The following is a 21,767-nucleotide window of genomic DNA, read 5'->3' as shown; positions in this document are numbered from 1 at the left end:
GTTAGTCACCTATTATGCGGGTGTGGACGAGGACCTCGTGTTCAAGGCACTGGCGGACCCGGTCCGCCGACTGCTTCTTGACGCCCTCTTCGAGCGCGACGGCCGCGCGCTCGGGGAGCTCGAGGCCGTCGTCACCGAGCACGTCGAGATGACGCGGTTCGGTGTGGCCAAGCACCTGCGGCTGCTCGAAGCGGCAGGACTGGTGACCACCCGCAAGGTCGGCCGGGTCAAGGAGCACTACCTCAACCCGGTACCGGTCCAGCAGATCCACCGCCGGTGGATCGGCAAGTACGCCGACAGGGCGCGCACCGCCGACGCCCTCATCGATCTCAAGCAACGACTCGAGGACAAGGACCAGTCATGAGCACCGACGTCATCCACACCATCTACATCAACGCTCCGGCCCAGCGGATCTGGGACGCCATCACCACCTCCGAGAGCACGACGCAGTGGGGCTACGGCGGGGAGGTCGAGCTCGACCCGCGGCCCGGGGGGACCTACCGCAACCTCTCCACCCCGGACATGGTCGCCTTCGGCATGGGCCCAGTGGCCGTCGAGGGCGAGGTCGTCGAGATCGACCCGCCCCGCCTCCTCGTCCTGTCCTGGAGCCCGACCTGGCGGCCCGGGGCGCCGGCCACCCGGCTCACCTGGGAGCTGACGGAGTACCCCAACGGCCAGACCAAGGTCGTCCTCACCCACGATGTCACCGCCGCGCCCGACCAGGCCGAGGAGCTCAACGGCGGCGGCGACCCGCAGGGTGGTGGCGGCGGCTGGCCGTGGGCGCTGTCTGGGCTCAAGACCCTCGTCGAGACCGGCAGGTCGATGGACGCACCGACGTCCTGAGGCGTGCCGCCCGTCGTCCGGGACGACCGCCGCCGAGCTGCCGGAGCGCCTCGGCTTCGCGACGCTCACCATCAGCCACGACCTCGCCGTCGTCGGCATGCCGGCCGGATCGCCGTGCTCGACCGCGGTAACCTCGCCGAGCCCGGCACCGGGGAGCGGGTGCTGCGGGCGCCGCGGGGACGTCAAGCTGAGTCACCCGGTGACTCAGCTTGACGTCTCCGCACCACGTCCGCCCCACCGCCGCGGGACGCGCGGGGGCCCCCCGGGGCCCCCCCGGGGGGGCGGGGGGGGGGGGTGCCCCGCCCCCTCCCCCCCCCCGTCCCCCCCCCCCCCCGTCTCCGCACCACGTCCGCCCCTCCGCAGAGGTCCGCGCGGGTCCACCCCTGGTCCCACCCGGCGGGCCCGCGGTCAACCGCCGGGCCGACGCACGGTCCACCACCGGACCGACGCGGCGGGGCGTCCGCCCCGGCGAGGCTCGTGGGGTGACCACTCCACAGCACGCCACCCAGGCCCATCGCCGGCTGCTCGTCCTCGTCGTCGTCGCGGCGGTCGTCGTCGTCGCGCTGCTCGGCCGACCCGGCCCGCTGGGCGCCGTGGCCCACGAGGCGCGCGACCGCGCGCCGGTCGACGTCCCCGCCGGTGACCAGCCCGAGCTCGCCGGCCTCGACCCGGAGCTGGCGGCCCGTTTCCTCCGGGCGCAGGCCGCCGCCGCCGAGGCCGGCTACCCGCTGCGCGTCACGTCCGGTGCCCGCACCGCGGCGGAGCAGCAGCGCCTGCTCGACGAGGCGGTCGAGGAGCACGGCTCCCCCGAGGCCGCCCGCCGGTGGGTGCTCCCCCCGGAGCAGTCGGCGCACGTGCAGGGCACGGCGATCGACGTCGGCCCGGCCGAGTCACGCGACTGGCTCGCCGACCACGGGGCCGAGTTCGGCCTCTGCCTCGTCTACGAGAACGAGCCGTGGCACGTCGAGGCGCTCGCCACACCCGGCACCGCGTGTCCACCGCTGCTGCGGGACGCTGCCGCCGTCGGCTAGGTCGTTGGGTCTCGCGGCACCACCTCCCCTGGCGCCCGTGCCGTCGGAGGCGCCCCGGATGCCGTGGCGCCCCTCCACCGGTACACAGGACCCGACCCGCCCCACCTCCAGGGAGACGAGCGATGACCCGCATCACCGAGACCTCCGACCAGTGGTGGAAGACCGCCGTCATCTACTGCCTCGACGTCGAGACCTTCTTCGACTCCGACGGCGACGGCGTGGGAGACCTCGCCGGCCTCGTCGACCGGATCGACTACCTCGCCCAGCTCGGCGTCACGTGCCTGTGGCTCATGCCCTTCTACCCCACCCCGGACCGCGACGACGGCTACGACGTCACCGACTTCTACGGGGTCGACGCGCGCCTGGGAAGCCTGGGCGACGCCGTCGAGCTCGTCCGCACCGCCAAGGACCGCGGCATGCGGGTCATCGTCGACCTCCTCATCAACCACACCTCCGACCAGCACCCGTGGTTCAAGGCCGCCCGCCGGTCGACGGACAACCCGTTCCGCGACTACTACGTGTGGCGCGCGGAGGAGCCGCCGGACACCTCCGACATGGCCGTCTTCCCGGACAAGGAGGGCGGCATCTGGACCTTCGACGAGAAGACCGAGGAGTGGTACCTCCACCACTTCTACTCCCACCAGCCCGACCTCAACGTCGCCAACCCCAAGGTGCGCGACGAGATCATGAAGGTCGTCGGCTTCTGGCTCGAGCTCGGGATCGACGGCTTCCGGGTCGACGCCGTGCCCTTCTTCCTCGAGGACGTCGGCATGACCGGCGCGGACGCCGATGCGATGGCCCACCCCCACGACCACCTCAAGGACATCCGGGCCTTCCTCTCCCGCCGCCGCGGCGACGCCGTCCTCCTCGGCGAGGTCAACGTCCCGCACGAGGAGCAGGCGACGTACTTCGGTGACGGCCAGCAGCTCCACATGATGTTCGACTTCATCACCATGCAGAAGCTCTACCTCTCCCTCGCCCGCGGGGACGCCGGGCCGCTCACCGAGGCGTTGCTCGCCCGCCCGGAGATCCCCGAGGACTGCCAGTGGGCGACGTTCGTGCGCAACCACGACGAGCTCACCCTCGACAAGCTCACCGAGGAGGAGCGGGCCGAGGTCTTCGCCGCCTTCGGCCCCGAGGAGGAGATGCAGATCTACGGGCGCGGCCTCAAGCGCCGCGTGCCGCCGATGATGGACGGGGACCCGCGCCGCATCCGGCTCGTCTACTCCCTGCTGTTCTCCCTGCCCGGCACGCCCTCGCTCTTCTACGGCGAGGAGATCGGGATGGGCGAGGACCTCGCCGCCGAGGGGCGCATGGCGGTGCGCACCCCGATGCAGTGGTCACCGGAGCGCAACGGCGCGTTCTCCACCGCCGCGCCCGCCAAGCTCGTCGCCCGCCCGGTGCCCGGCGGCTACGGCCCCGAGTTCGTCAACGCGTGGGACCAGATGCGCGACCCGGACTCGATGTGGACCTTCGTGCGGCGCCTCGTCCAGACCTACCGCTCCCATCCCGAGCTCGGCCGCGGCACGTTCCACGTCCTCGACCAGCCCCACCCCGAGGTCCTCGCGCACTGCGTCGCGTGGGACGGACGGATGGTCGTCGCCGTCCACAACCTCGGCGGGGAGGCGCGCACCGTCCCGTTGCAGGTCGACGCGCCGGCCGGGTCCTTCCTCGAGAGCCTGCTCGGCGACGAGCGCCTCGTCCTCGACGACGACGGCGCGGCCGAGCTGGCCCTGGACGGGTACGGCTACCGGTGGTTCCACGTCCACCACGCGGGCAAGCTACGCCTGCCCTGAGGTCCGACCACGGGTGGACCCGGGTCCGTGAACGTCAGCCGCGAGGCCGACGCGAGCTCGCACCCCGCCCGGGGAGGATCGTCCGGTGAGCACCGACCGTCCCCGCAGCCGCCTGCCCGAGCTCGCCGGCGCCATCGCCGTCGGCGCCGCGCTCGCGGCACTGGCCCTCGCCGTCCTCGTCACCATGCACGTCCTCACCGGCCGGCTCCTGCCGGCCGGCGGCACGCAGGGACAGCCGGCGAGTGCGGCCGAGCTCCGTGTCCCATCCCACGAGACCGACGCGGTCCCCGTGCCCGGGCGCACAGCCGCCGCGGTGACAATGGGGGCATGACCTCCGCCCGCACCCAGCCCCGTGTCCGCGCCTCCGAGCTCGTCGGCCGCGGCTGGCTCAACACCGGCGGCCGCGAGCTCACCCTGCAGGAGCTGCGCGGCAAGATCGTCCTCCTCGACTTCTGGACGTTCTGCTGCATCAACTGCCTCCACGTCATCGACGAGCTGCGCGAGCTCGAGGCGAGGTACCACGACGTCCTCGTGACGATCGGCGTCCACTCCCCCAAGTTCGTCCACGAGGCCGACCCGGATGCGCTCGTCGCCGCCGTCGAGCGCTACGACGTCGCCCACCCCGTCCTCGACGACCCCGAGCTCGTCACGTGGAAGGCCTACACCGCCCGCGCCTGGCCCACGCTCGTCCTCATCGACCCCGAGGGCTACATCGTCGGCCACATGGCCGGCGAGGGGCACACCCCGAACATCGCCGCCGCCATCGAGCAGCTCGTCGCCGAGCACGAGGCCAAGGGCACGCTCCACCGCGGCTCGGGCCCCTACGTGCCGCCCGAGCCCACCGCCGGCCTGCTGAGGTTCCCCGCCAAGGCGGTCACCCTCCCGGGCGGCAACCTCCTCGTGGCCGACGCCGGCCACCACCGCCTCGTCGAGCTCGCGCCCGACGGCGAGACCCTCGTCCGGACGATCGGCTCCGGCACCCGCGGGCGCGCCGACGGCGCACCTGACGTCGCCGAGCTCAACGAGCCGAACGGGCTGTGCCTCCTCCCGCGCGAGGTCGCCGAGCAGGTGGGGTACGACGTCGTCGTCGCCGACACCGTCAACCACCTCCTGCGCGGGGTTCGCCTCGCCGACGGGCACGTGAGCACGCTCGCCGGCACCGGTGAGCAGTTCATGGTCGGTGCCCCGGACAACGTCACGCCGGGCGGTGAGCCCGCCACCGAGGACTACGGCCCCGCCCGCCGCCTCAAGCTCTCCTCCCCGTGGGACGTCGCCTGGTCCGCCGAGGCCGGGGCCGTCGTCGTCGCGATGGCCGGGCACCACACGCTGTGGACCTTCGACCCCGCCGCCGGCTTCGTCGCGCGGCTGGGCGGGACGATGAACGAGGGTCTCGTCGACGGTGAGCTGCGCCAGGCCTGGTTCGCCCAGCCCTCGGGCCTGTCGGTCGGGGCGGACGGGCGCGTCTGGCTCGCCGACGCCGAGACCTCCGCCCTGCGCTACGTCGACGTGCCCGCCGGCCAGGTGCGCACCGTCGTCGGGCAGGGGCTCTTCGACTTCGGCCACCGCGACGGTGCCGCCGCCGAGGCGCTGCTCCAGCACCCGCTCGGCGTCGCCGCCCTCCCGGGCGGCCAGGTCGCCGTCGCCGACACCTACAACGGCGCCGTCCGGCTCTACGACCCCGCCACCGGGCAGGTGAGCACCGTGGCCACCGGCCTCGCGGAGCCGTCCGGCCTGCTCGTGGACGACGACGGCGCACACCTCGTCGTCGTCGAGTCCGCCGCCCACCGGCTCACGCGTGTGCCGCTGCCCGAGGGCGCGGCCGAGCTGCACGACGGCGGGGCGCACCGCACCCACCGGCCCGCGACCGAGGTGGCGCCGAGCTTCACGCTGCGCGTCGTCTTCACCCCGCCGGCCGGCAAGAAGCTCGACGACCGCTTCGGCCCCTCGACCCAGCTGTCCGTCTCGGCGGGCTCGCTGGTCGCCGGCGGCGGGACGGGCACGGACCTCGAGCGGCAGGTGACCCTGAGCCTCGGCTCCCTCGACGGGCAGGACGAGCAGACCGTCCTGTCGGTCACCGCCAAGGCCGCCTCCTGCGACGACGACCCCGCCATCGAGTTCCCCGCCTGCCACCTCGCCGCCCAGGACTGGGGCATCCCGGTGCGTGTGGTCGAGGGTGGCCCCGAGGAGCTCGTCCTCAACCTCCACGGCTGAGGCGCCGGCTCAGCGTCGGTCCCGCCGCTGGTGACGAGCACGAGGCGGTGGGGCCCGTCCGTCGCGAGGACGACGGGTCGCGGCTCTCGGCCGCCCGCGGTCCCGCGCGCGGGCCTGTGTTGCAACTTCGTCTCGACACCGCGCAGCGGCGCCGTGGAGACGCTGCCCGGCACTACGGTGCTCGACATGCGACGAACACTTCCGGCGGTCATCCTCGCAGCCGGCCTGCTCCTCACCGCCTGCGGTACCGAGTCGGCGCAGGACGGTCCCGGCGAGGAGCCGACCTCCACCGCCGCCTCCCCCTCCGAGCCGAGCACCGAGCCCAGCACGGAGGAGCCCACCAGCCCCGAGGAACCGAGCAGCCCCGAGCCGACCGGTCCGGAGGCGCCCGCCGACACGGGCGCACCCGCCGGCGAGCTGCCCGGCGAGGTCGTCGACATCCCTCCGCTCAACGAGGTCGTCGCCGTCATCGGCGTCGCGGCGGGCAGCGGCCTCAACCTCCGGCACGGGCCAGGGACGGAGTTCGAGTCCGTCGGCACCCTGGACCCCCTCGCCGTCAGCCCCGCGCACGGTGAGGTCCGCCGCCGCGAGGACGGCTCGCACTGGGCCCAGGTCATGAGGACCGACGGCTGGTTCTACTGGGTGAACATGAGGTACATCGCCTTCCCCGGGCAGAGCACCGACATCACCGCCGACCTTCCCGAGCTGCCCTCGGCCGCCACGGTCGAGGAGGCCGGCCTGCTCGTCGCCCGGCAGCGGACCGCCGACCAGCCGCCGTCGGTCGAGACGGTGGTCGTGGACGGCCCCGTCGAGGGCGACGCCGGAGAGGTGGTCATCGACGTCGTCGGCCTCGGCGACGACGCCCTCGCCGGGGAGCGGCTCCGCGTCGTCACCGAGCGCACGGACCAGGGGCACACCGTCCGGTCCGTCGAGCTCACCCTGCTGTGCGCGCGGGGCGCGACCGAGGACGGCCTGTGCGAGTGAGGCCGTAGGCGTGCCACTGCCCGCAGGGACCCGCTCGTGGCACGCTCCGCTCGCCGTCGTCGCCGTGCTCGTCAGCGCCTGCGCCCCGGCCGAGGAGGCGGTCGGTGAGGTCGCCGTCGTCACCCACGTCGTCGACGGCGACACGATCCGCGTCGACCTCGACGGCGCGGAGGTTCCCGTCCGGCTCCTCAATCTCGACGCCCCCGAGAAGGACGGGCCCTACACCGAGGCCGAGTGCCTGGGCGACGAGGCCACCGCCTTCCTCGCCGAGCTCCTGCCCGCGGGCACCGAGGTCCGCCTCGAGTCCGACGTCGAGCCGACCGACCGCTTCGGGCGCCGCCTCGCCGGGGTCTACCTCGCCGACGTCCTCGTCAACGCCGAGGTCGCCCGCGCCGGGCTGGGCGTGCCCGTCCTCGTGCGACCGAACGAGCGCTTCCACGACGCCGTCGTCGCCGCCCACGACGAGGCGCGCGCAGCGTCCCGAGGGCTCCACGACCCGGCCAACGGCTGCTGACCCCAGCCCGCTCCCGCACTCGGCCCCGGGCGCGCCGGCCCGCTACCTCGTCGGACCGGGGCCGACGCCGCGGCATCGCAACGGTGTCGGGATCTCGCGCACAAGTCCCGGCCGGCCCTCCCCGATCCAGGCACCAGCCTTGACGCCCGGCGTGTCGCCGGACGTGTCGCCGACTTGTGCGCAGCTCAGCAGCAGCCGGTCGCTCAGGGGGTGCCCTCGAACGCACCGAGAGCCGGGTCCGCGAAGGGACCCGGCTCTCGGTGGACTACGGGACGATGACGGCGCGGCCGCGCAGCGTGCCCTCGTGCAGCTTCTCGTAGGCCTTCGGCGCGTCGTCGAGGGAGAAGACCTCGGTCTCGACGTGGACGGCGCCGGTCCGCGCGAGGTTGAGCACCTCGAAGAGCTCGTGGCGGTAGCCCCAGTACGGCGCGCGCACCTGGGACTCGTAGGGCCGGTCCAGCATGCCGACGGGAAGACTGCCGCTGCCGACCCCGACGAGCACCTGGTCACCGCCGACGGCCACCATCTTGGCGCCGAGCTCCATCGTCGGCTGGGCCCCGACGAAGTCGAGGACGGCGGCCACCCCACGCCCGCCAGTGAGCGCGCGGACCTGCTCCACGGCGTCCTCGTCGGAGCGGAACGCGTGGTGGGCACCGACGTCCGTGGCGAGCGCCAGCTTGTCCTCGGCGAGGTCGAGGGCGACGACGGTCGCGGGGGTGATCGCGCGGAGGATCTGGATCCCCACGTGCCCGAGCCCGCCCGCACCGATGACGACGGCGACAGAGCCCGGCACGAGCTTGTCCAGGGAGCCCTTGATCGCGTGGTACGGCGTGAGGCCGGCGTCGGTGAGCGAGACGTTCTGGACGGGGTCGAGGTCACCGAGGGGCACGAGGTGGCGCGGGTCGTCGACGATCATGTACTCGGCCATCGCGCCGGGCGCACCGAGCCCGGGCGGGGCGATGCCCAGCTCGCCGGCCCGCTCGCAGTAGTTCTCCCTGCCCTGCGCGCACATGTAGCAGTGGCCGCAGCCCCACGGTCCGTAGACGGCGACGGACGTGCCGACCTCGAGGCCCGTGACGCCGTCGCCGAGCTTGTCGACGACGCCGGCGCCCTCGTGACCCAGGGTGAGCGGCAGCCCGTAGATGTACTGCTCCTCGGGCAGGCTCATGATGAACGAGTCGGAGTGGCAGACGCCGGCGGCGGTGACCTTGAGGCGCACCTGGCCGGGGCCGGGCTCGGGGGTCTCGATCTCGACGACCTCGGGGCCGGCGCCGATCGTGCGGTACTGCAGTGCCTTCATGCTGATCCTCCTTCTGGACCGGCGCGAGGTGCCGGCCCTCGTCCACCCTCTCAGGCAGCCGGACGTCCAGCACGGGCACGAGGTCCCACCGCCGGTCTCGCGGCGGGCGCTGAGCAGCTACTCGGGAGCGCCCGCCGAGCCGTCCTTGAGCCGCTCCTCGACCCGCTCCACCTTGGCGCTGAGCTGGCCCTCGAAGCCGGGACGCAGGTCGGCCTTGAGGACGAGGCTGACCCGCGGGCTGTGGGCGGCGACGGCGTCGCAGGCCGCCTTGATGACCGGCATGACCTCGTCCCACTCCCCCTCGATGGTCGTGAACATGGCCGTGGTCTCGTTGGGCAGCCCGGACTCCCGGACGACGCGGACGGCGGCGGCGACGGCGTCGGAGACGGAGCCGTCGGGTGAGTCGGAGACGGTGGGCGCGACGGAGAAGGCGAAGAGCATGACGCCCATGCTAGGGCGGAGCGTCGGGCCGGCCTCCGCTACCCTCGATACCGGTTTGTCGAACGCCGGCGTGGGCCGTCGAACGGACAGGGGTTCTCATGCGGTCAGCGCGCGTCTCGATGTCGGTCCTCGCGGCGGGGGTGCTCGTCCTCACCGGCTGCTCCGGGGAGCCCGAGCCCGACGCGCCTCCCGCCGCCACGCCGTCGGCCACGCACAGCGCCGCCGAGGAGAAGCCGGCCCCCACCGACGAGCCCGAGGACGCGCCGACGTCCGCGCCGGCCGGCGAGCGTTTCCCGCAGTGCGAGCCCGCCGAGGGCAAGACGGTCACCATGCTCGAGGACGAGGTCATCGCGGCACAGGTGATCCCCGAGGTCGTCGTCGAGGCGTTCGAGTTCGGCGGGGAGACCGTCCCTGCCCAGGTCATCGAGGCGGTGACGATCCCCGAGCGGGTCATCGACCGCGGCTGCATCGTCGAGTACGACGCTCCCGGCGGCTGCCTCGGGGCGGTGGAGATCAGCGGTGCCTTCATCCCCGGCTACTCCCTGCCCGCGCGGGTGCTGCCCGAAGTGACGCTGCCGGACGGCACCGTCCTCGAGGAGATCGTCGTCGACGGCGTCGCACGGCCCGACGTCGTCGTCGAGGGGGCCTCCGCCGAGGAGGTCTGCCAGAGCGAGGAGGGCGAGGGCACCTACGTCTCCGCCGTCTACCGCCCGGCGATCTACCGGGCGGCCGGCTACCAGGACGTCTCCTACCAGTCGGTGGCCTACCGCTCGGTGCAGTACCTCGACGACGGCCACGTGCCGGGCGCGTCGATCCCCGGCGTCTCCGTCCCCGGCGCCTCGGTCACCGGCGAGAGCGTCCCCGGTGCGTCTCTCCAGGGCTACCTCCTCGAGGGCACCGACGACGTCGAGGTGACGGACGAGGACGAGTCCGTCTCCTACAGCAGCGAGGGCGACGTCCTCTTCGGCAACAACGAGGACGAGATCCGGCCCGAGGCCGAGGCCGCGCTCGAGGCGGTCGTGGCGGACATCGAGCAGCGCGGCGTGCCGGCTGCCGTCGTCGTCGAGGGGCACACCGACGACGTCGGCACCGAGGAGCACAACCTCGACCTGTCCGAGCGCCGCGCCGAGGCGGTGGCCACCTGGCTCGTCGACCACGGCGGCCTCGACGCCGGTCTCGTCACCACCGCCGGCTACGGCTTCGCCCACCCCCGCGCGGACAACACCACCGACGAGGGCCGCGCCCAGAACCGCCGCGTCGTCATCACCATCAAGTTCGACTAGCCCCGCAGCGCCAGGTCCCCGCGCGCCGAGAGCTGAGCTGTTCCGGGGTAGTGCCCGGGCGACAGCTCAGCTCTCGGCGACATGGGGGGCTGCGGGGTCAGCTCGCGTCGAGGAACCGCACGTAGTCGAAGACGGCCTCGGCCTCGGGCTGGGCGCCGCCGCCGGTGTAGAGGCCGACGCGCGCGTCCCTGCCGGCGGGGAGGGTCCACGTGGCGCCCCAGCGCCAGGACTCGCCGTCGGTCGAGAACGCCGAGCGGTACAGGTGCTCGCCGGCGTCGTTGGTCGTGTGGTGGATGCGCAGCCACGTCGTCTCGGCCGGCGGGCCGCTCGTGTGGCCACCCCAGGTCAGGAAGCCGTCCTGCAGGGTCTCCTTGCCGAACTCCACCTGCCGCGTGTTCCAGATGGCCACGTGCCCCAGGCGCAGGAAGTTGTCGTCGTCGGCGTGGACGATGAGCCCGGCCTGCTGGAAGTTGCGGACCTCCGTGTCCCCGAGGTCGAGATCGACCTTCGTCTCGACGATCCAGTCCCCGGCCGGGGGCTCGCGCAGGAGCAGCCCGCCCGAACCACCGGCGCCCACGAGGTCGGCCCCGGTGAGCGGCCACACCAGCGCGCCGTCCTCGACGCGGGCCGCCGGGTCCTCGCGGACCCACGACCAGCCCTCGAGCCCGGCGTCGGAGAAGTCCTCCTCGACGAGCACCGCACCGGCAGCGGGCTCCGGCACGCGCTCGGTCACCGGCTCGTGGGCCTCGTTGACCGAGAGGTTGTCGACGTGGACGCCCGTGCCGCGGAACTCCACCGGCGCGGAGCGCAGGATCCCGGGCCGCAGCTCGAGCGACACCTCGGCGATGGAGTCACCGAGCCGTGACTCGCTCAGCCGCGCCCGCACCTCGCCCTCGACGACGTGCACCTGCAGCGCCGTCCACACCGACAGGTCGTAGGTGGCCGGGATCGGCACGGCCGTCTCCTCCTGGAAGCGCCCGTGGCCGTACTCGACGTGCAGCTCACGCCCGCCCGGGTCCACGGTGACCTCGATGCGGTTGGACCCGCGGCCCACCCACACGAAGAACGGCCCGGTGCGCCGCGTGCGCAGGTCGAGCTCGACGTGCACCTCCTCCGGCGCCGGCTCGGCAGTCCACACCCGCCCGCGGACCAGCGCGTGGTCCCCGGACTGCTCGTCGACGTCGGGGCGGAAGGAGCCGCGCAGCGCGCGCCCCTCGGCGGGGTCGTCGACCGTGAGGCCGAGCAGCGACCCGGCCACCGGCCCGGGCTGCTCGCCCTCGCTCGGGCCGGCCCCGGCCCGGGTGACCGGCCAGCCGTCCACCCAGTCGAGCCGGTCCAGCAGCGTGGGCCGGCGGTTGATGCCGCCGGGCTCGGCCAGCCACGGGTCCTCGCGGTCGATGGCGTGGTAGTAGATCCAGTCCTGGCCCGACAGGTCGGTGACGACGGTGTGGTGCCCCGCCCCGATCCACCGGTTGCCGTTCTGGACGAGCACCTGGGTCCCGCCCGGCCGCGTGTCGAGCAGCGAGACGCCCTCGTGGTCGACGAAGGGCCCGCGCGGGCTCTCCGAGCGCCCGGCGAAGACGCTGTACCCCGTCGAGGGGCCCGCGCAGCAGTTCGCCGAGGACGCCATGAGGTAGTAGTACCCGTCCCGCTTGAGCACGTAGGCGCCCTCGAACTTGTCGTTGATCGCCACCTGCGTCGCCTCACCTACGGCGCGCAGCCCGCTCTCGTCGAGCTCGGTCACCCACAGGCCCCCGTAGTAGCTGCCGTAGTAGAGGTACCGGCTGCCGTCGTCGTCGGCGAGCATCGAGGGGTCGAAGGTCCAGAAGAAGCCGCCGCCGTCGGGCCGCGGCGGGACCACCGGCTCGGCCACCGGCGTCCAGGGCCCTTCCGGCGTCGGCGCCGTCGCCGCCCCGATCGCGGAGTCGTCGCCCGGGTTGAGCGTCGTGTCGGTCACCGTGAAGTACAGGACGTACTGGCCGTCGACGTACCGGATGTCCGGCGCCCAGAAGAAGGAGGTGTCGGTGGCCCAGTCGGGCGCGGACCCCTCGTCGAGGATGGTGCCGCGGTACTCCCAGTCCACCATGTCGCGCGACCGCGACACGTGCATGAGCCCGAACTCCCCGCCCTCGACGAGCGGGTCGGACGTCGCGTAGAGGTACCACCAGCCGTCCTTGCCGCGGATGATCGCGGGGTCGGCGTAGGTGTCGGCGAAGTCCGCCGTCACCGGGTTCGTGTAGTGGGTGGCGCCGGGTGCGTCGGGCGCGTCGCCGGCCAGCGCCGGCACCGCCGCTCCCGCCGCCAGGCCGAGCGCGAGCGCCGCCGCGCCCAGGGCCGCCGTGATCCTTCGGTGTCTCATCGTTGATTCCTCCGAGGGGTGTGTCAGGGCACGACGACGACGGGACGTCCGTCGTCCCACTCCAGCGGCAGGACGTTGACGCCGCGGTAGGAGGTGTCGCCGTACCACGAGTGGAAGACGAGCCGGTCGGTGCCGTCGGGCGCCGTCACCACGTCCTGCCCGCCGGGGCCGATGAACCGGCCGTCGGTGGCGTCGGTGGTGAGCAGCGGCCCGTCGGCCTTGGTGTAGGGGCCGTCGACGGCGTCGGCCGTCGCGTACCCGACGGCGTACTGCTCGCCGCCGTAGTCGTTCGCCGAGTAGAGCAGCACGTAGGTGCCGTCCCGCTCCACCAGCGTGGGCGCCTCGACGAGGTGCCCCTCCCAGTCCTGGTCCTGCTGGACCAGCCGCACCGCCTCACCGTCGAGCGTGAGCCCGTCGGCCGTGAGCGGCGCGAGGTACAGCCAGGTGTCGACGCCCACCGCGTTGCCGTCGTTCTTCCACAGCAGGTAGCGGGTGCCGTCGCTGTCGACGAAGGTCGAGGCGTCGATCGCGCCGCCCTCCTCCTCCGGGCACACGAGCATCTCCTCGCCCACGACGGTGAAGGGCCCCTCGGGCGTGTCCGCCGTCGCGACGCCCACGCACTGCGCGTACGGGTCGAAGTTGGTCGCGGTGAAGTAGAGCGCGAAGCTGCCGTCGTCGAGCTCGGTGACCTCCGGCGCCCACGTCTTGCCGGGGATCACCCAGCTCGGCAGGTCCGGCAGCGCGTCCTCGAGCAGCTCCCACTCCTCCAGGTCCGTGGAGCGGGCGACCCGCACGTTGCGCAGGTTCCCGTTGGTCCCGTAGGCGTAGTAGACGCCGCCGACCTCGAGGACGTCGGGGTCGGGGAAGTCGTCGGCGATGACGGGGTTGACATCCGCGGCGGGCGCGGACGACGACGGCGCGGGCGTGGCGGCGTCGTCGTCCGTCACCTCCTGCCCGCCCCCGCAGGCGGCGAGCACGACGACGCAGGCGAGCGCCGTCGTCGTGCCCGGGCGCCTCATCCCTTGAGCCCCGAGCGGGAGACGCCCTCGATGATGTAGCGCTGGAGGAAGACGTACATCGCCAGCACCGGGATGCTCGCGATGACGGCACCGGCCATGAGGAGGTCGTAGCGCACGGCGTTGGCCGACTGCAGGGTGGACAGTCCCGCCGGCAGCGTCTGGACGTCGGGGCTGAACAGCACGTAGACGGGCCAGAGGAAGTCGTTCCAGTTGGTGAGGAACGCGAGCAGCGCGAGGGTGGCGAGCGCCGGGCGGGCGAGCGGCAGGGCGACCTTGTAGAACGCCTGCCACTGGTTGGCGCCGTCGAGCCGGGCCGCCTCCTCGAGCTCGCCGGGGAGGCTGATGAAGAACTGGCGCATGAAGAACACCCCGAACGCGGACGCCGCGGTGGGCACGATGACCGCGAGCAGGGTGTTGAGCCAGGCCAGCTCCCCGACGATGAGGTAGTTGGGGATGATGAGGATGACCGGGGGCACGAACAGCGTGCCGACGACGGCCGCGAAGACGAGGCTGCGCCCGCGGAAGTGCATCCGCGCCAGGGCGAAGCCGGCGAGCGTCGACGTCGTGACGACGAGCGCCGCGTTCGCCGCCGCCGCGCCGAGGCTGTTGGCGAACCACCGCAGCACCGGCGTGCCGGGGGCGTTGAGGATCGACTCGTAGGCGGCGGTGGTCGGTGGGTCGGGGATCCACGTCGGGGGGTACCCGGCGGCCTCGCCCCGCGTCTTGAACGACGTGACAAGCATGTAGATGAGCGGGCTGATGAACAGGAGGGCGAGCAGCCCGAGGACGACGTAGCGCAGGACGACGCGCCCGACCGGTGTCCGCCGGGTCGCGGCCGGGGCCGCGGTGGTGGTGGTGGTGGCCATCGTCATCCCTTCCGCTCACGGAAGATCCAGAACACGACGATGCTCAGCGCCATGAGCGCCACGGTGAGCACGTAGCTCATCGCGGCGGCGCTGCCCATCTGGAAGTTGCGCAGGCCCGTCTCGGCGATCTGGTAGATCGCCGTGCGGGTCTCGCGGCCGGGACCGCCGGACGTCATGAGGTAGGACTGCCCGAACATGTTCGCCGAGGCGATGATGGTGATCGTCGTGATGAACGCGAGCACCGGCCGCAGCCCCGGGAGCGTGACGTTGCGGAACTGCTGCCAGCGGTTGGCGCCGTCCACGCGGGCCGCCTCGTACAGCTCGCCGGGGATGTCCTGCAGCGCGGCGAGGTAGATGACGGCGTTGAAGCCGAGGGTCCACCAGACGGTGACCCCGACGAGGCTCACCCACACCGCGGGGCTCGAGGTGAGCCACGGGATGTCGTCGGGCAGGCCGAGGAGGCCGAGGTAGTGGTTGACGAGGCCGATGTTGTTGTCGAGCAGGTAGCGCCACAGGATCGCCACGACCGCGACACCCAGGACGTAGGGGGCGAAGTAGACGGCCCGGAAGAAGGTCCGGCCCTTGAACTTCATGTTCATGACGAGCGCGACGGCGAGCGGCACCGTGAGCAGCAACGGCACGCTGAACACGGTGAAGATCGCCGTCGCCTCCATCGCGTCCCAGAACTGGGCCGCGGCGATGGAGCTCGTGTCGAACAGCTGGGTGTAGTTGTCCAGCCCGACGAAGGGCTTGTTCGGCAGGGTGTAGTCCCACCGGTGCAGGCTGATCCACGCGCCGACGACGATCGGCGCGACGACGAAGCCGAGGAACAGGACGAGGTACGGGGCGAGGAAGAGCCACGGCGTCGCCTTCCCGTGCACCGGGATGCCACGCCGTCGCCCCTCCCGCAGCCCCTCCTCGCTGCGCGGAGGCGCGACGGTGGGGGACATCGTCAGCCTCCGAAGCTCTCGAGGTTCTGCTCCATGAGGTTGGTGCCCTGCTCGGCCGCGGTGCCCAGCGCCTCGGACGGCGGGGTGTTGCCGAGGACCGCGTCGGCGATCGCCGGCTCCAGCGCCTCGGCCTGGACGGTGCCGACACCCGGGACGGGCGGCAGGAACCGCATGGTGTCGATCTGCTCGGCGATGACCCGCTGGGGCATGTCGTCGAGCACGCCGCTCTCGCGCACGGACAGGCGCGCGGGGATGAGGCCCGAGCCGGCCCAGGTGGCCGACTGCTCGGACATCCACGCGATGAACACCTGCGAGGCAGCGGCGAGGTTCTCGTCCTCGGTCGCCTGCCGGCTCATGAAGAAGTGGTGGGAGTTGGCCCAGACGGCGGCCTCGTCGCCGATCTGCGGGACCGGGGCGATGCCGTAGGGCACCTCCTCGGCCTCGAGGTCGTTGATCTGCCAGATGCCGTCCCAGGTGATGGAGTTCTCACCGTTCTTGAAGGCGATGTACTGGGAGTCGATGGCGACGTCGTTGGGGCTGTAGCCCTGCTCGATGATCGAGCGCTGCCACTCCAGCGCCTCGACCCCGCCCGGGGAGTCGTACATCGCCGCGGAGCCGTCCTCGGCGTACACCTGCTCGCCGTTCTGCCAGGCGAGGGAGAGCCACATGAGGTGGCTCGGCCACAGCTGGGGCATCCAGAACGGGGTCTCGAACCCGGCAGCCTGGAGCGCGTCGAGCGCCTCCATGAAGGAGGCCTCGTCGGTGGGCGGCTCGGTGATGCCGGCCTCCTCGAAGTGCTCGGTGTTGTAGTACATCGCCAGGGAGTGGACGTCGAGCGGGATCCCGTACCGCTGGTCCTCGTAGATCCCGGCGTCCCAGATCTCCGGGGTGAAGTCGTCCGCCGTGAGCTCGAGGGCCTCGGCGAGGTCGTCGAGCGGGACGATGGCGTTGCGGGCCGCCATCGTGGCCAGCTGGTCCAGGTGCATGACGCCGACGTGCGGGCCCTCGCCCTGCGTGACGGCCGCGGGGAGCCGCTGGTAGAAGTCGGCCCAGTCCATGGTGTTGGGAACGACGGTGATGTTCTCGTGCTCGGCGTTGAACTGGTCGACGAGCTCCTGCATGAAGGGTCCGTCACCGCCGGTGAAGCCGTTCCAGTAGTTGAGCTGGACCGCCGGTCCGGTGTACTCCCCGGTGAACTCCGGTGCCTCGCTCGGCTCGCCGCCGCCACCGGCGACGTCCTCGGGTGTCTGACCCCCGCCGCATGCCGCGAGGACGACGACGGCGGTGGCCGTCGCGGCCGCGAGGACACTGCGTCTGCGGGCTGTGATCCGTGGTGTGCGTGTGGTTGTCATCGTGAAAGCCCCCTCGTCGATGAGGAGCACCCCCGGCCACTGGAGGTGCCTGGAAGGCCTTTCTAACACAGGCGGTAAACGTTGTATACCGGTAGGCCAGTTCGTTATGGTCGGAGGGTCCGGTCCAGATCGCGCGACGTCGCGGGGCGCCGACCGGCGGGCATGGAAGGAGGGGGCGATGGCTCAGGTCGGGCTGCGCGAGGTCGCCTCGCGCGCGGGGGTGTCGATCAAGACGGTCTCCAACGTCGTCAACGGCACCGGGTCGGTCACCACCGCCACGCGTGAGCGCGTCGAGGAGGCACTGGCCGCACTCGACTACCGGCCCAACCTGGCGGCCCGGCACCTGCGCCGCGGGTCCAGCGGGCTCATCGCCGTCGCCCTGCCCGAGCTCACCCAGCCCTACTTCGCCGAGCTCGCCGCCGAGCTGGTGCGGGCCGCGAAGGCGCGCGGGCGCATGGTGCTCCTCTCGCAGACCGAGGGCACCGAGGAGGCCGAGCGCGCGCTCCTCGAAGGGCGCGACCTGCCCGTGCTCGACGGGCTCGTCCTGTCCCCTCTCGCCCTGGACGCCCCGGCGCTGCGCGAGCGGGTGGACCGCTCCCCGCTCGTCCTGCTCGGCGAGCACGTCGGCGACGCCGTCTTCGACCACGTGACGGTCGACAACTGTGCCGCGGCCGCCGACGCGACGGCGCACCTCCTGGGCCTGGGCAGGCGGCGGGTCGCGGCGATCGGGGCGCAGCTGAGCGGCCCCAACGAGACGGCGCTGCTGCGCCTGGAGGGCTACCGCGACGCCCTCACGGCGGCGGGCGTGGCTCACGACGAGCGGCTCGTCGCGACCGTCGAGCAGTTCCACCGCCCCGACGGCGCAGCCGCGATGGCCCGCCTCCTCGAGGTGCCCGACCCGCCCGACGCCGTCTTCTGCTTCAACGACGCCCTCGCCCTGGGTGCCCTGCGCACGCTGGCGCTGCGCGGGCTCCGGGTGCCGCAGGACGTGGCGGTCGTCGGGGTCGACGACATCGAGGAGGCGACCTACACGACGCCGTCGCTCTCCACCATCGCCCCCGACAAGCAGGAGCTCGCCTCGGCGGCGATCGACCTCCTCCTGCGCGGCGGCGCCGCGGCGGGCGTGCCCCCGCAGACGGTCACCGTCCCGCACCGGCTGACGGTGCGGGAGAGCACGGCCGGGCAGGAGCCGTCTCCCGCACCAGAAGCCCCTCTCTCACCGACAGCCGACTTGTCACCGCCGACAGCTGGATCACGCCCCGCCGCCGGCACCGCCCCCTCGCCGACAGCACGACTCCGTCGCTCGCCCGACCCAGAGGAGCAGCCATGACCGCGTACCCGTCCCGTCCCAGCCGCCAGGACGGCGCCTACCCGCGCCCCCAGCTGCAGCGGCAGCGGTGGGCGGACCTGTGCGGGACGTGGGACTTCGCCGTCGCGCGTGCCGCCACACCGGCCGAGGTGGACTTCGACCGGCAGATCACCGTCCCGTTCCCGCCGGAGTCCCCCGCCTCCGGGGTGGGCGAGACCGGGTACCTCGGGGAGGTCTGGTACCGCCGGCTGCTCTCGCCGTCCGACCTCACCGCGGCGGGGCTGCACGAGCAGGGTGACCGGCTCGTGCTGCGGTTCGGCGCGGTGGACTACCACGCGCGGGTGTGGCTCGGCGGGGCGTTCGTCGGGGCGCACACGGGCGGGCAGACGCCCTTCGGCTTCGACGTCACCGAGGTGGTCAGGGGCGCGGACGGGCCGCTGGAGCTCGTGGTCCAGGCCGTGGACGACCCGCACGACGCCGCCCAGCCCCGCGGCAAGCAGGACTGGCAGCGTGAGCCGCACGTCATCTGGTACCACCGCACCACCGGGATCTGGCAGCCGGTCTGGCTGGAGGCGGTGCCGGCGCAGCACGTGGCCGAGCTCGCGTGGGCCCCGGACGTCCCCGGGGCGACCGTGGCGGCGGCGGTGCGGCTGGCGCAGCGGCCGGCGCCGGGGACCTGGCTCACGGTGCAGGTCTCGCACGAGGGCGAGCTCCTCGCCGAGCAGCGGGTGCGTGCGCTCGACCAGGACGTCGAGCTGCGCGTCCACCTCTCCCGGCAGGCCAACGGGCAGGCCTACGAGGAGCTGCTGTGGTCGCCCGAGCGGCCCACGCTGCTGGACGCGACCCTCTCCGTCGAGACGGACGACGACGGCGGGGCCCGCCGGTCCGACGTCGTCGGCTCCTACCTGGGGCTGCGGTCCGTCGCGGTCGCGCACGGCACCTTCCTCCTCAACGACCGCCCGTACTACCTGCGCTCGGTGCTCGAGCAGGGCTACTGGCCGCAGACCCACCTGGCCGCGCCGAGCGGGGACGCGCTGCGCGAGGAGGTCGAGCTCATCCGGGAGCTGGGCTTCAACTCGGTGCGCGTGCACCAGAAGGCGGAGGACCCGCGCTTCCTCTACTGGGCCGACCGGCTGGGTCTCACCGTGTGGGGCGAGACGGCCAACGCCTACGCCTTCTCCCCGCGCTCGGTGGAGCAGCTGACCAGGGAGTGGGTCGAGCTCGTGCGGCGCGACGTGTCCCACCCGAGCGTCGTCACGTGGGTGCCGCTCAACGAGAGCTGGGGCGTGCAGCACGGCGCCCACGACCCCGCGCAGCGCCACTACGCGATCGGTCTCGCGAACCTCACCCGGGCGCTGGACCCGACGCGACCGGTGGTCTCGAACGACGGGTGGGAGCACACCGACTCCGACATCCTCTCCATCCACGACTACGCGCCTACCGGGGCCGAGCTGCGCGCCCGGTACGGCAGCGCCGAGGCGGTGCGCGAGCTGCTCGGGGGGATCGGACCGGCGGGGCGGCGCATCCAGCTGCGCGAGGACGTCCGCGACCAGCCGGTCATGCTCACCGAGTTCGGCGGGGTGAGCTTCGCGGCGCGCCACGAGGGCGACTGGGGCTACTCGACGGCGTCGGACGCCGGTGACTTCGAGGCACGCCTGCGCGACCTCCTCGACGCCGTCCGCGACAGTGCGCTCGCCGGGTTCTGCTACACCCAGCTCACCGACACCGGCCAGGAGACCAACGGCCTCCTCGACGAGAACCGCAGGCCCAAGCTCCCGGTGGAGACGCTCAGGAGCATCATCACCGGGAGATAAGTCGGCTGTCGGCGCAAGGGGGACGCCGTACATCCCCCCCCTCCCCCGCCGACAGCCAACTTGTCGCCGACAGCCGACTTGTCGACGCCGATGGGGTTCTTGCGCGATGAGGAGGTGAGCGGGCCGGACCCGCCCCCGGCCCGGCCCCTCCTACTGTCCGCCGGCCTCCTCGGCAGCCGCGCGCCGTGCCGCCTCGGCCATCGGGGAGACGTCGCCGTCGGAGACCACCGTCCGCCACCCCTCGGGGCCACGGACCGCGAGGACGAAGGACGCGTCGTCGACGTCGAAGCCCAGCTGCACCCGCGACTCCGGCGTCGTCCACGCGAGCACCCCGCGCGTCCCGTCCAGCTCGCAGGTGAACTCGCCCTCGAAGGCGGGGTGCGAGGCCCGCAGGCGCAGCGCCTCGAGCTGCGCCGCCACGACCCCCCGGCCGAGGTGCCCCGCGACGTCGTCCGCGGTGTAGTACGTGCGGTTGATGTCCCGGCCCACACCCGTGCGGGTGAACAGCTCCATGTCGTTCTCCCCGGCGAGGAGGCCGACGTAGTAGACCTGCGGGATGCCCGGGACCATCAGCTGGACGAGCCGGGCGAGCAGGTAGCGCCGGTCGTCGCGCCCGAGCGCGTCGTAGAAGGTGCAGTTCACCTGGTAGAGGTCGAGGTTCGACGCCGCGGCACCGGTGGCCAGGCGGCTCGCCCCGTCGCTCGCGTCGTGGATCGACTCGACGAGCGCGTCGATCTGCTCGGCCGCCAGCAGACCCGGCTCCCCGGGGCGCAGGTCGTTCGGGCCGACGTCGACGATCCCGATCCCGTCGTGGGTGTCGAGCACGGTCACCGCGTTCGTCGGCCGCACCTGCATCCAGTGCGCCAGCGGCGCGAGGTCACGCGCGTGCAGGGCGTGGAGGACGAGCGGCGGCAGCGCGAAGTCGTAGACGTAGTCGACGGTCCGGGCGATCTCCACCTGCTGGAGGTAGTGCCCGTGGATCTCGAGGAGCACCGAGGCGCCCCGGGCGTGCGCGAGCTCGAGGATCCGGTCGACGTAGGCCTGCGTCGAGGCCGTCATGAAGCAGTCGGTGCCCGCCTCCTTGCCGCTGTAGCCGACGGCGTCGAGACGGAGCATCGTCACGCCCGCACCGGTGAGCGCGTCGATGACGGAGGTGAGGTAGGCCCACGCCTCGTCGGTGCGGAGGTCGATGTCGACCTGCTCGGGGGTGAAGGTCGTCCACACGAGGCGGGGCTGCCCGCCCAGGGTCATCGTCGTGAAGGGCAGACCCGGCCGCGGACGGTAGATGCGCGCGAGGTCGGCCTCCGTCACGCCGTCGGGGAACACCGAGGAGAGAGTGAGGAACATCGGCGCCCACGGGGACGCATCACCCTTCTCGACGACGTCCTGGAACTGGTCCGAGCGGCTCGAGACGTGGTTGACGATGACGTCGCTCATGACGACGCCACGCTCGCTCAGCGCGCGGATCTCCTCCCAGGTGCCGAGCCGGGGGTCGACGACGGTGTGGTCCTCGGGGTCGAAACCGGCGTCGACGCCGTCGAAGGGGCGGTAGTACGGCAGGACGTGGACGCCGGAGAAGGCGCCCGCGAGCGGTCCGTCGAGCAGGCGGTCGAGCCCGCGGAGGTCACCACCGAGCCGGTCGGCGTAGGTGATGAGCTGCGGGCCGTGCGGAAGGGTCACTGGAGGTCCTTCGGT

The 21,767-nt window shown here is 72.9% G+C and carries 19 protein-coding genes; 11 read left to right on the top strand and 8 right to left on the bottom strand.

Features of this window, described 5'->3' with window-relative positions; translation table 11 throughout:
• Nucleotides 1–22: 22 nt before the first annotated feature.
• The 8 genes from GD632_RS07155 to GD632_RS07120 all read left to right on the top strand — a co-directional run bounded on the left by GD632_RS07155 (nt 23) and on the right by GD632_RS07120 (nt 7,379).
• Entirely contained in the window at nt 23–364 is a 342-nt protein-coding gene (locus GD632_RS07155; protein ID WP_152190358.1) for an ArsR/SmtB family transcription factor, read from the top strand.
• On the top strand, nt 361–843 hold the full coding sequence (locus GD632_RS07150) for an SRPBCC domain-containing protein (protein WP_152190356.1): 483 nt from the start codon (nt 361–363) through the stop codon (nt 841–843). Before GD632_RS07155 ends, GD632_RS07150 begins: the two co-directional genes overlap by 4 nt.
• Before the next feature lie 482 nt (nt 844–1,325).
• A complete protein-coding gene (locus GD632_RS07145) occupies nt 1,326–1,874 on the top strand; it encodes a M15 family metallopeptidase (protein WP_152190354.1) in 549 nt (182 codons plus the stop codon).
• Nucleotides 1,875–1,996: 122 nt separating this feature from the next.
• A complete protein-coding gene (locus tag GD632_RS07140) occupies nt 1,997–3,670 on the top strand; it encodes an alpha-amylase family protein (RefSeq protein ID WP_152190351.1) in 1,674 nt (557 codons plus the stop codon).
• A gap of 85 nt (nt 3,671–3,755) precedes the next feature.
• Entirely contained in the window at nt 3,756–4,001 is a 246-nt protein-coding gene (locus GD632_RS07135; RefSeq protein WP_152190349.1) for a hypothetical protein, read from the top strand.
• A complete protein-coding gene (locus GD632_RS07130; protein WP_152190346.1) occupies nt 3,998–5,881 on the top strand; it encodes an NHL domain-containing thioredoxin family protein in 1,884 nt (627 codons plus the stop codon). Before GD632_RS07135 ends, GD632_RS07130 begins: the two co-directional genes overlap by 4 nt.
• A gap of 186 nt (nt 5,882–6,067) precedes the next feature.
• Nucleotides 6,068–6,865, top strand: coding sequence for an SH3 domain-containing protein (locus tag GD632_RS07125; RefSeq protein WP_152190344.1), 798 nt, complete (start codon nt 6,068–6,070; stop codon nt 6,863–6,865).
• 10 nt (nt 6,866–6,875) lie between these two features.
• On the top strand, nt 6,876–7,379 hold the full coding sequence (locus GD632_RS07120) for a thermonuclease family protein (protein WP_152190342.1): 504 nt from the start codon (nt 6,876–6,878) through the stop codon (nt 7,377–7,379).
• Nucleotides 7,380–7,644: 265 nt separating this feature from the next.
• Here GD632_RS07120 and GD632_RS07115 read toward each other — a convergent pair whose 3' ends face one another.
• Together GD632_RS07115 and GD632_RS07110 are read right to left on the bottom strand one after the other, a co-directional pair.
• Nucleotides 7,645–8,679 (bottom strand): NAD(P)-dependent alcohol dehydrogenase, encoded by a 1,035-nt coding sequence (locus GD632_RS07115; RefSeq protein ID WP_152190339.1) that lies wholly within the window; start codon nt 8,677–8,679, stop codon nt 7,645–7,647.
• Between the two features lie 117 nt (nt 8,680–8,796).
• Nucleotides 8,797–9,120: an MTH1187 family thiamine-binding protein gene (locus GD632_RS07110; protein ID WP_152190337.1), complete on the bottom strand. Its 324-nt coding sequence runs from the start codon at nt 9,118–9,120 to the stop codon at nt 8,797–8,799.
• 98 nt (nt 9,121–9,218) lie between these two features.
• On the opposite strand from GD632_RS07110, the gene GD632_RS07105 reads away from it, so the two are divergent.
• Complete coding sequence (locus tag GD632_RS07105; protein ID WP_152190335.1) at nt 9,219–10,403, top strand: OmpA family protein; 1,185 nt, start codon at nt 9,219–9,221, stop codon at nt 10,401–10,403.
• 97 nt (nt 10,404–10,500) lie between these two features.
• Here GD632_RS07105 and GD632_RS07100 read toward each other — a convergent pair whose 3' ends face one another.
• Genes GD632_RS07100 through GD632_RS07080 form a run of 5 tightly spaced genes read right to left on the bottom strand, consistent with a single transcriptional unit; the run spans nt 10,501 to nt 16,949 of the window.
• The gene (locus GD632_RS07100; protein WP_152190331.1) at nt 10,501–12,762 is read right to left on the bottom strand and encodes a family 43 glycosylhydrolase; all 2,262 of its coding nucleotides are present in this window, start codon (nt 12,760–12,762) and stop codon (nt 10,501–10,503) included.
• Between the two features lie 23 nt (nt 12,763–12,785).
• Entirely contained in the window at nt 12,786–13,781 is a 996-nt protein-coding gene (locus GD632_RS07095; protein WP_152190329.1) for a glycoside hydrolase family 43 protein, read from the bottom strand.
• Nucleotides 13,778–14,647, bottom strand: a complete 870-nt coding sequence (locus GD632_RS07090; RefSeq protein WP_152190327.1) for a carbohydrate ABC transporter permease — start codon at nt 14,645–14,647, stop codon at nt 13,778–13,780. The genes GD632_RS07095 and GD632_RS07090 overlap by 4 nt, the downstream gene beginning before the upstream one ends.
• A gap of 2 nt (nt 14,648–14,649) precedes the next feature.
• Nucleotides 14,650–15,597, bottom strand: a complete 948-nt coding sequence (locus GD632_RS07085) for a carbohydrate ABC transporter permease (RefSeq protein WP_152190324.1) — start codon at nt 15,595–15,597, stop codon at nt 14,650–14,652.
• Between the two features lie 2 nt (nt 15,598–15,599).
• Entirely contained in the window at nt 15,600–16,949 is a 1,350-nt protein-coding gene (locus GD632_RS07080) for an ABC transporter substrate-binding protein (protein WP_152190322.1), read from the bottom strand.
• Nucleotides 16,950–17,127: 178 nt separating this feature from the next.
• On the opposite strand from GD632_RS07080, the gene GD632_RS07075 reads away from it, so the two are divergent.
• Together GD632_RS07075 and GD632_RS07070 are read left to right on the top strand one after the other, a co-directional pair.
• Nucleotides 17,128–18,279, top strand: a complete 1,152-nt coding sequence (locus GD632_RS07075; protein WP_152190320.1) for a LacI family DNA-binding transcriptional regulator — start codon at nt 17,128–17,130, stop codon at nt 18,277–18,279.
• Nucleotides 18,276–20,072 (top strand): glycoside hydrolase family 2 protein, encoded by a 1,797-nt coding sequence (locus GD632_RS07070; RefSeq protein WP_152190318.1) that lies wholly within the window; start codon nt 18,276–18,278, stop codon nt 20,070–20,072. The genes GD632_RS07075 and GD632_RS07070 overlap by 4 nt, the downstream gene beginning before the upstream one ends.
• A gap of 150 nt (nt 20,073–20,222) precedes the next feature.
• Here the strand turns inward: GD632_RS07070 and gtfA are convergent, their stop codons facing one another.
• Nucleotides 20,223–21,752: a sucrose phosphorylase gene (gene gtfA, locus GD632_RS07065; protein ID WP_152190315.1), complete on the bottom strand. Its 1,530-nt coding sequence runs from the start codon at nt 21,750–21,752 to the stop codon at nt 20,223–20,225.
• Between the last annotated feature and the right edge of the window lie 15 nt (nt 21,753–21,767).

The organism is Georgenia satyanarayanai, from assembly GCF_009193135.1.
Taxonomy (GTDB): Bacteria; Actinomycetota; Actinomycetes; order Actinomycetales; family Actinomycetaceae; genus Oceanitalea; species Oceanitalea satyanarayanai.
Note: the sequence above shows the minus strand (reverse complement) of the source record. Positions and strands in the feature narration are given on the sequence as shown.

Excerpts from the sequence above, each read along its gene's own strand:
- GD632_RS07150 (WP_152190356.1), top strand. The coding sequence starts at position 361 with ATGAGCACCGACGTCATCCACACCATCTACATCAACGCTCCGGCCCAG.
- GD632_RS07140 (WP_152190351.1), top strand. The coding sequence starts at position 1,997 with ATGACCCGCATCACCGAGACCTCCGACCAGTGGTGGAAGACCGCCGTC.
- GD632_RS07130 (WP_152190346.1), top strand. The coding sequence starts at position 3,998 with ATGACCTCCGCCCGCACCCAGCCCCGTGTCCGCGCCTCCGAGCTCGTC.
- GD632_RS07125 (WP_152190344.1), top strand. The coding sequence starts at position 6,068 with ATGCGACGAACACTTCCGGCGGTCATCCTCGCAGCCGGCCTGCTCCTC.
- GD632_RS07115 (WP_152190339.1), bottom strand. The coding sequence starts at position 8,679 with ATGAAGGCACTGCAGTACCGCACGATCGGCGCCGGCCCCGAGGTCGTC.
- GD632_RS07110 (WP_152190337.1), bottom strand. The coding sequence starts at position 9,120 with ATGCTCTTCGCCTTCTCCGTCGCGCCCACCGTCTCCGACTCACCCGAC.
- GD632_RS07105 (WP_152190335.1), top strand. The coding sequence starts at position 9,219 with ATGCGGTCAGCGCGCGTCTCGATGTCGGTCCTCGCGGCGGGGGTGCTC.
- GD632_RS07100 (WP_152190331.1), bottom strand. The coding sequence starts at position 12,762 with ATGAGACACCGAAGGATCACGGCGGCCCTGGGCGCGGCGGCGCTCGCG.
- GD632_RS07095 (WP_152190329.1), bottom strand. The coding sequence starts at position 13,781 with ATGAGGCGCCCGGGCACGACGACGGCGCTCGCCTGCGTCGTCGTGCTC.
- GD632_RS07090 (WP_152190327.1), bottom strand. The coding sequence starts at position 14,647 with ATGGCCACCACCACCACCACCGCGGCCCCGGCCGCGACCCGGCGGACA.
- GD632_RS07085 (WP_152190324.1), bottom strand. The coding sequence starts at position 15,597 with ATGTCCCCCACCGTCGCGCCTCCGCGCAGCGAGGAGGGGCTGCGGGAG.
- GD632_RS07080 (WP_152190322.1), bottom strand. The coding sequence starts at position 16,949 with ATGACAACCACACGCACACCACGGATCACAGCCCGCAGACGCAGTGTC.
- GD632_RS07075 (WP_152190320.1), top strand. The coding sequence starts at position 17,128 with ATGGCTCAGGTCGGGCTGCGCGAGGTCGCCTCGCGCGCGGGGGTGTCG.
- GD632_RS07070 (WP_152190318.1), top strand. The coding sequence starts at position 18,276 with ATGACCGCGTACCCGTCCCGTCCCAGCCGCCAGGACGGCGCCTACCCG.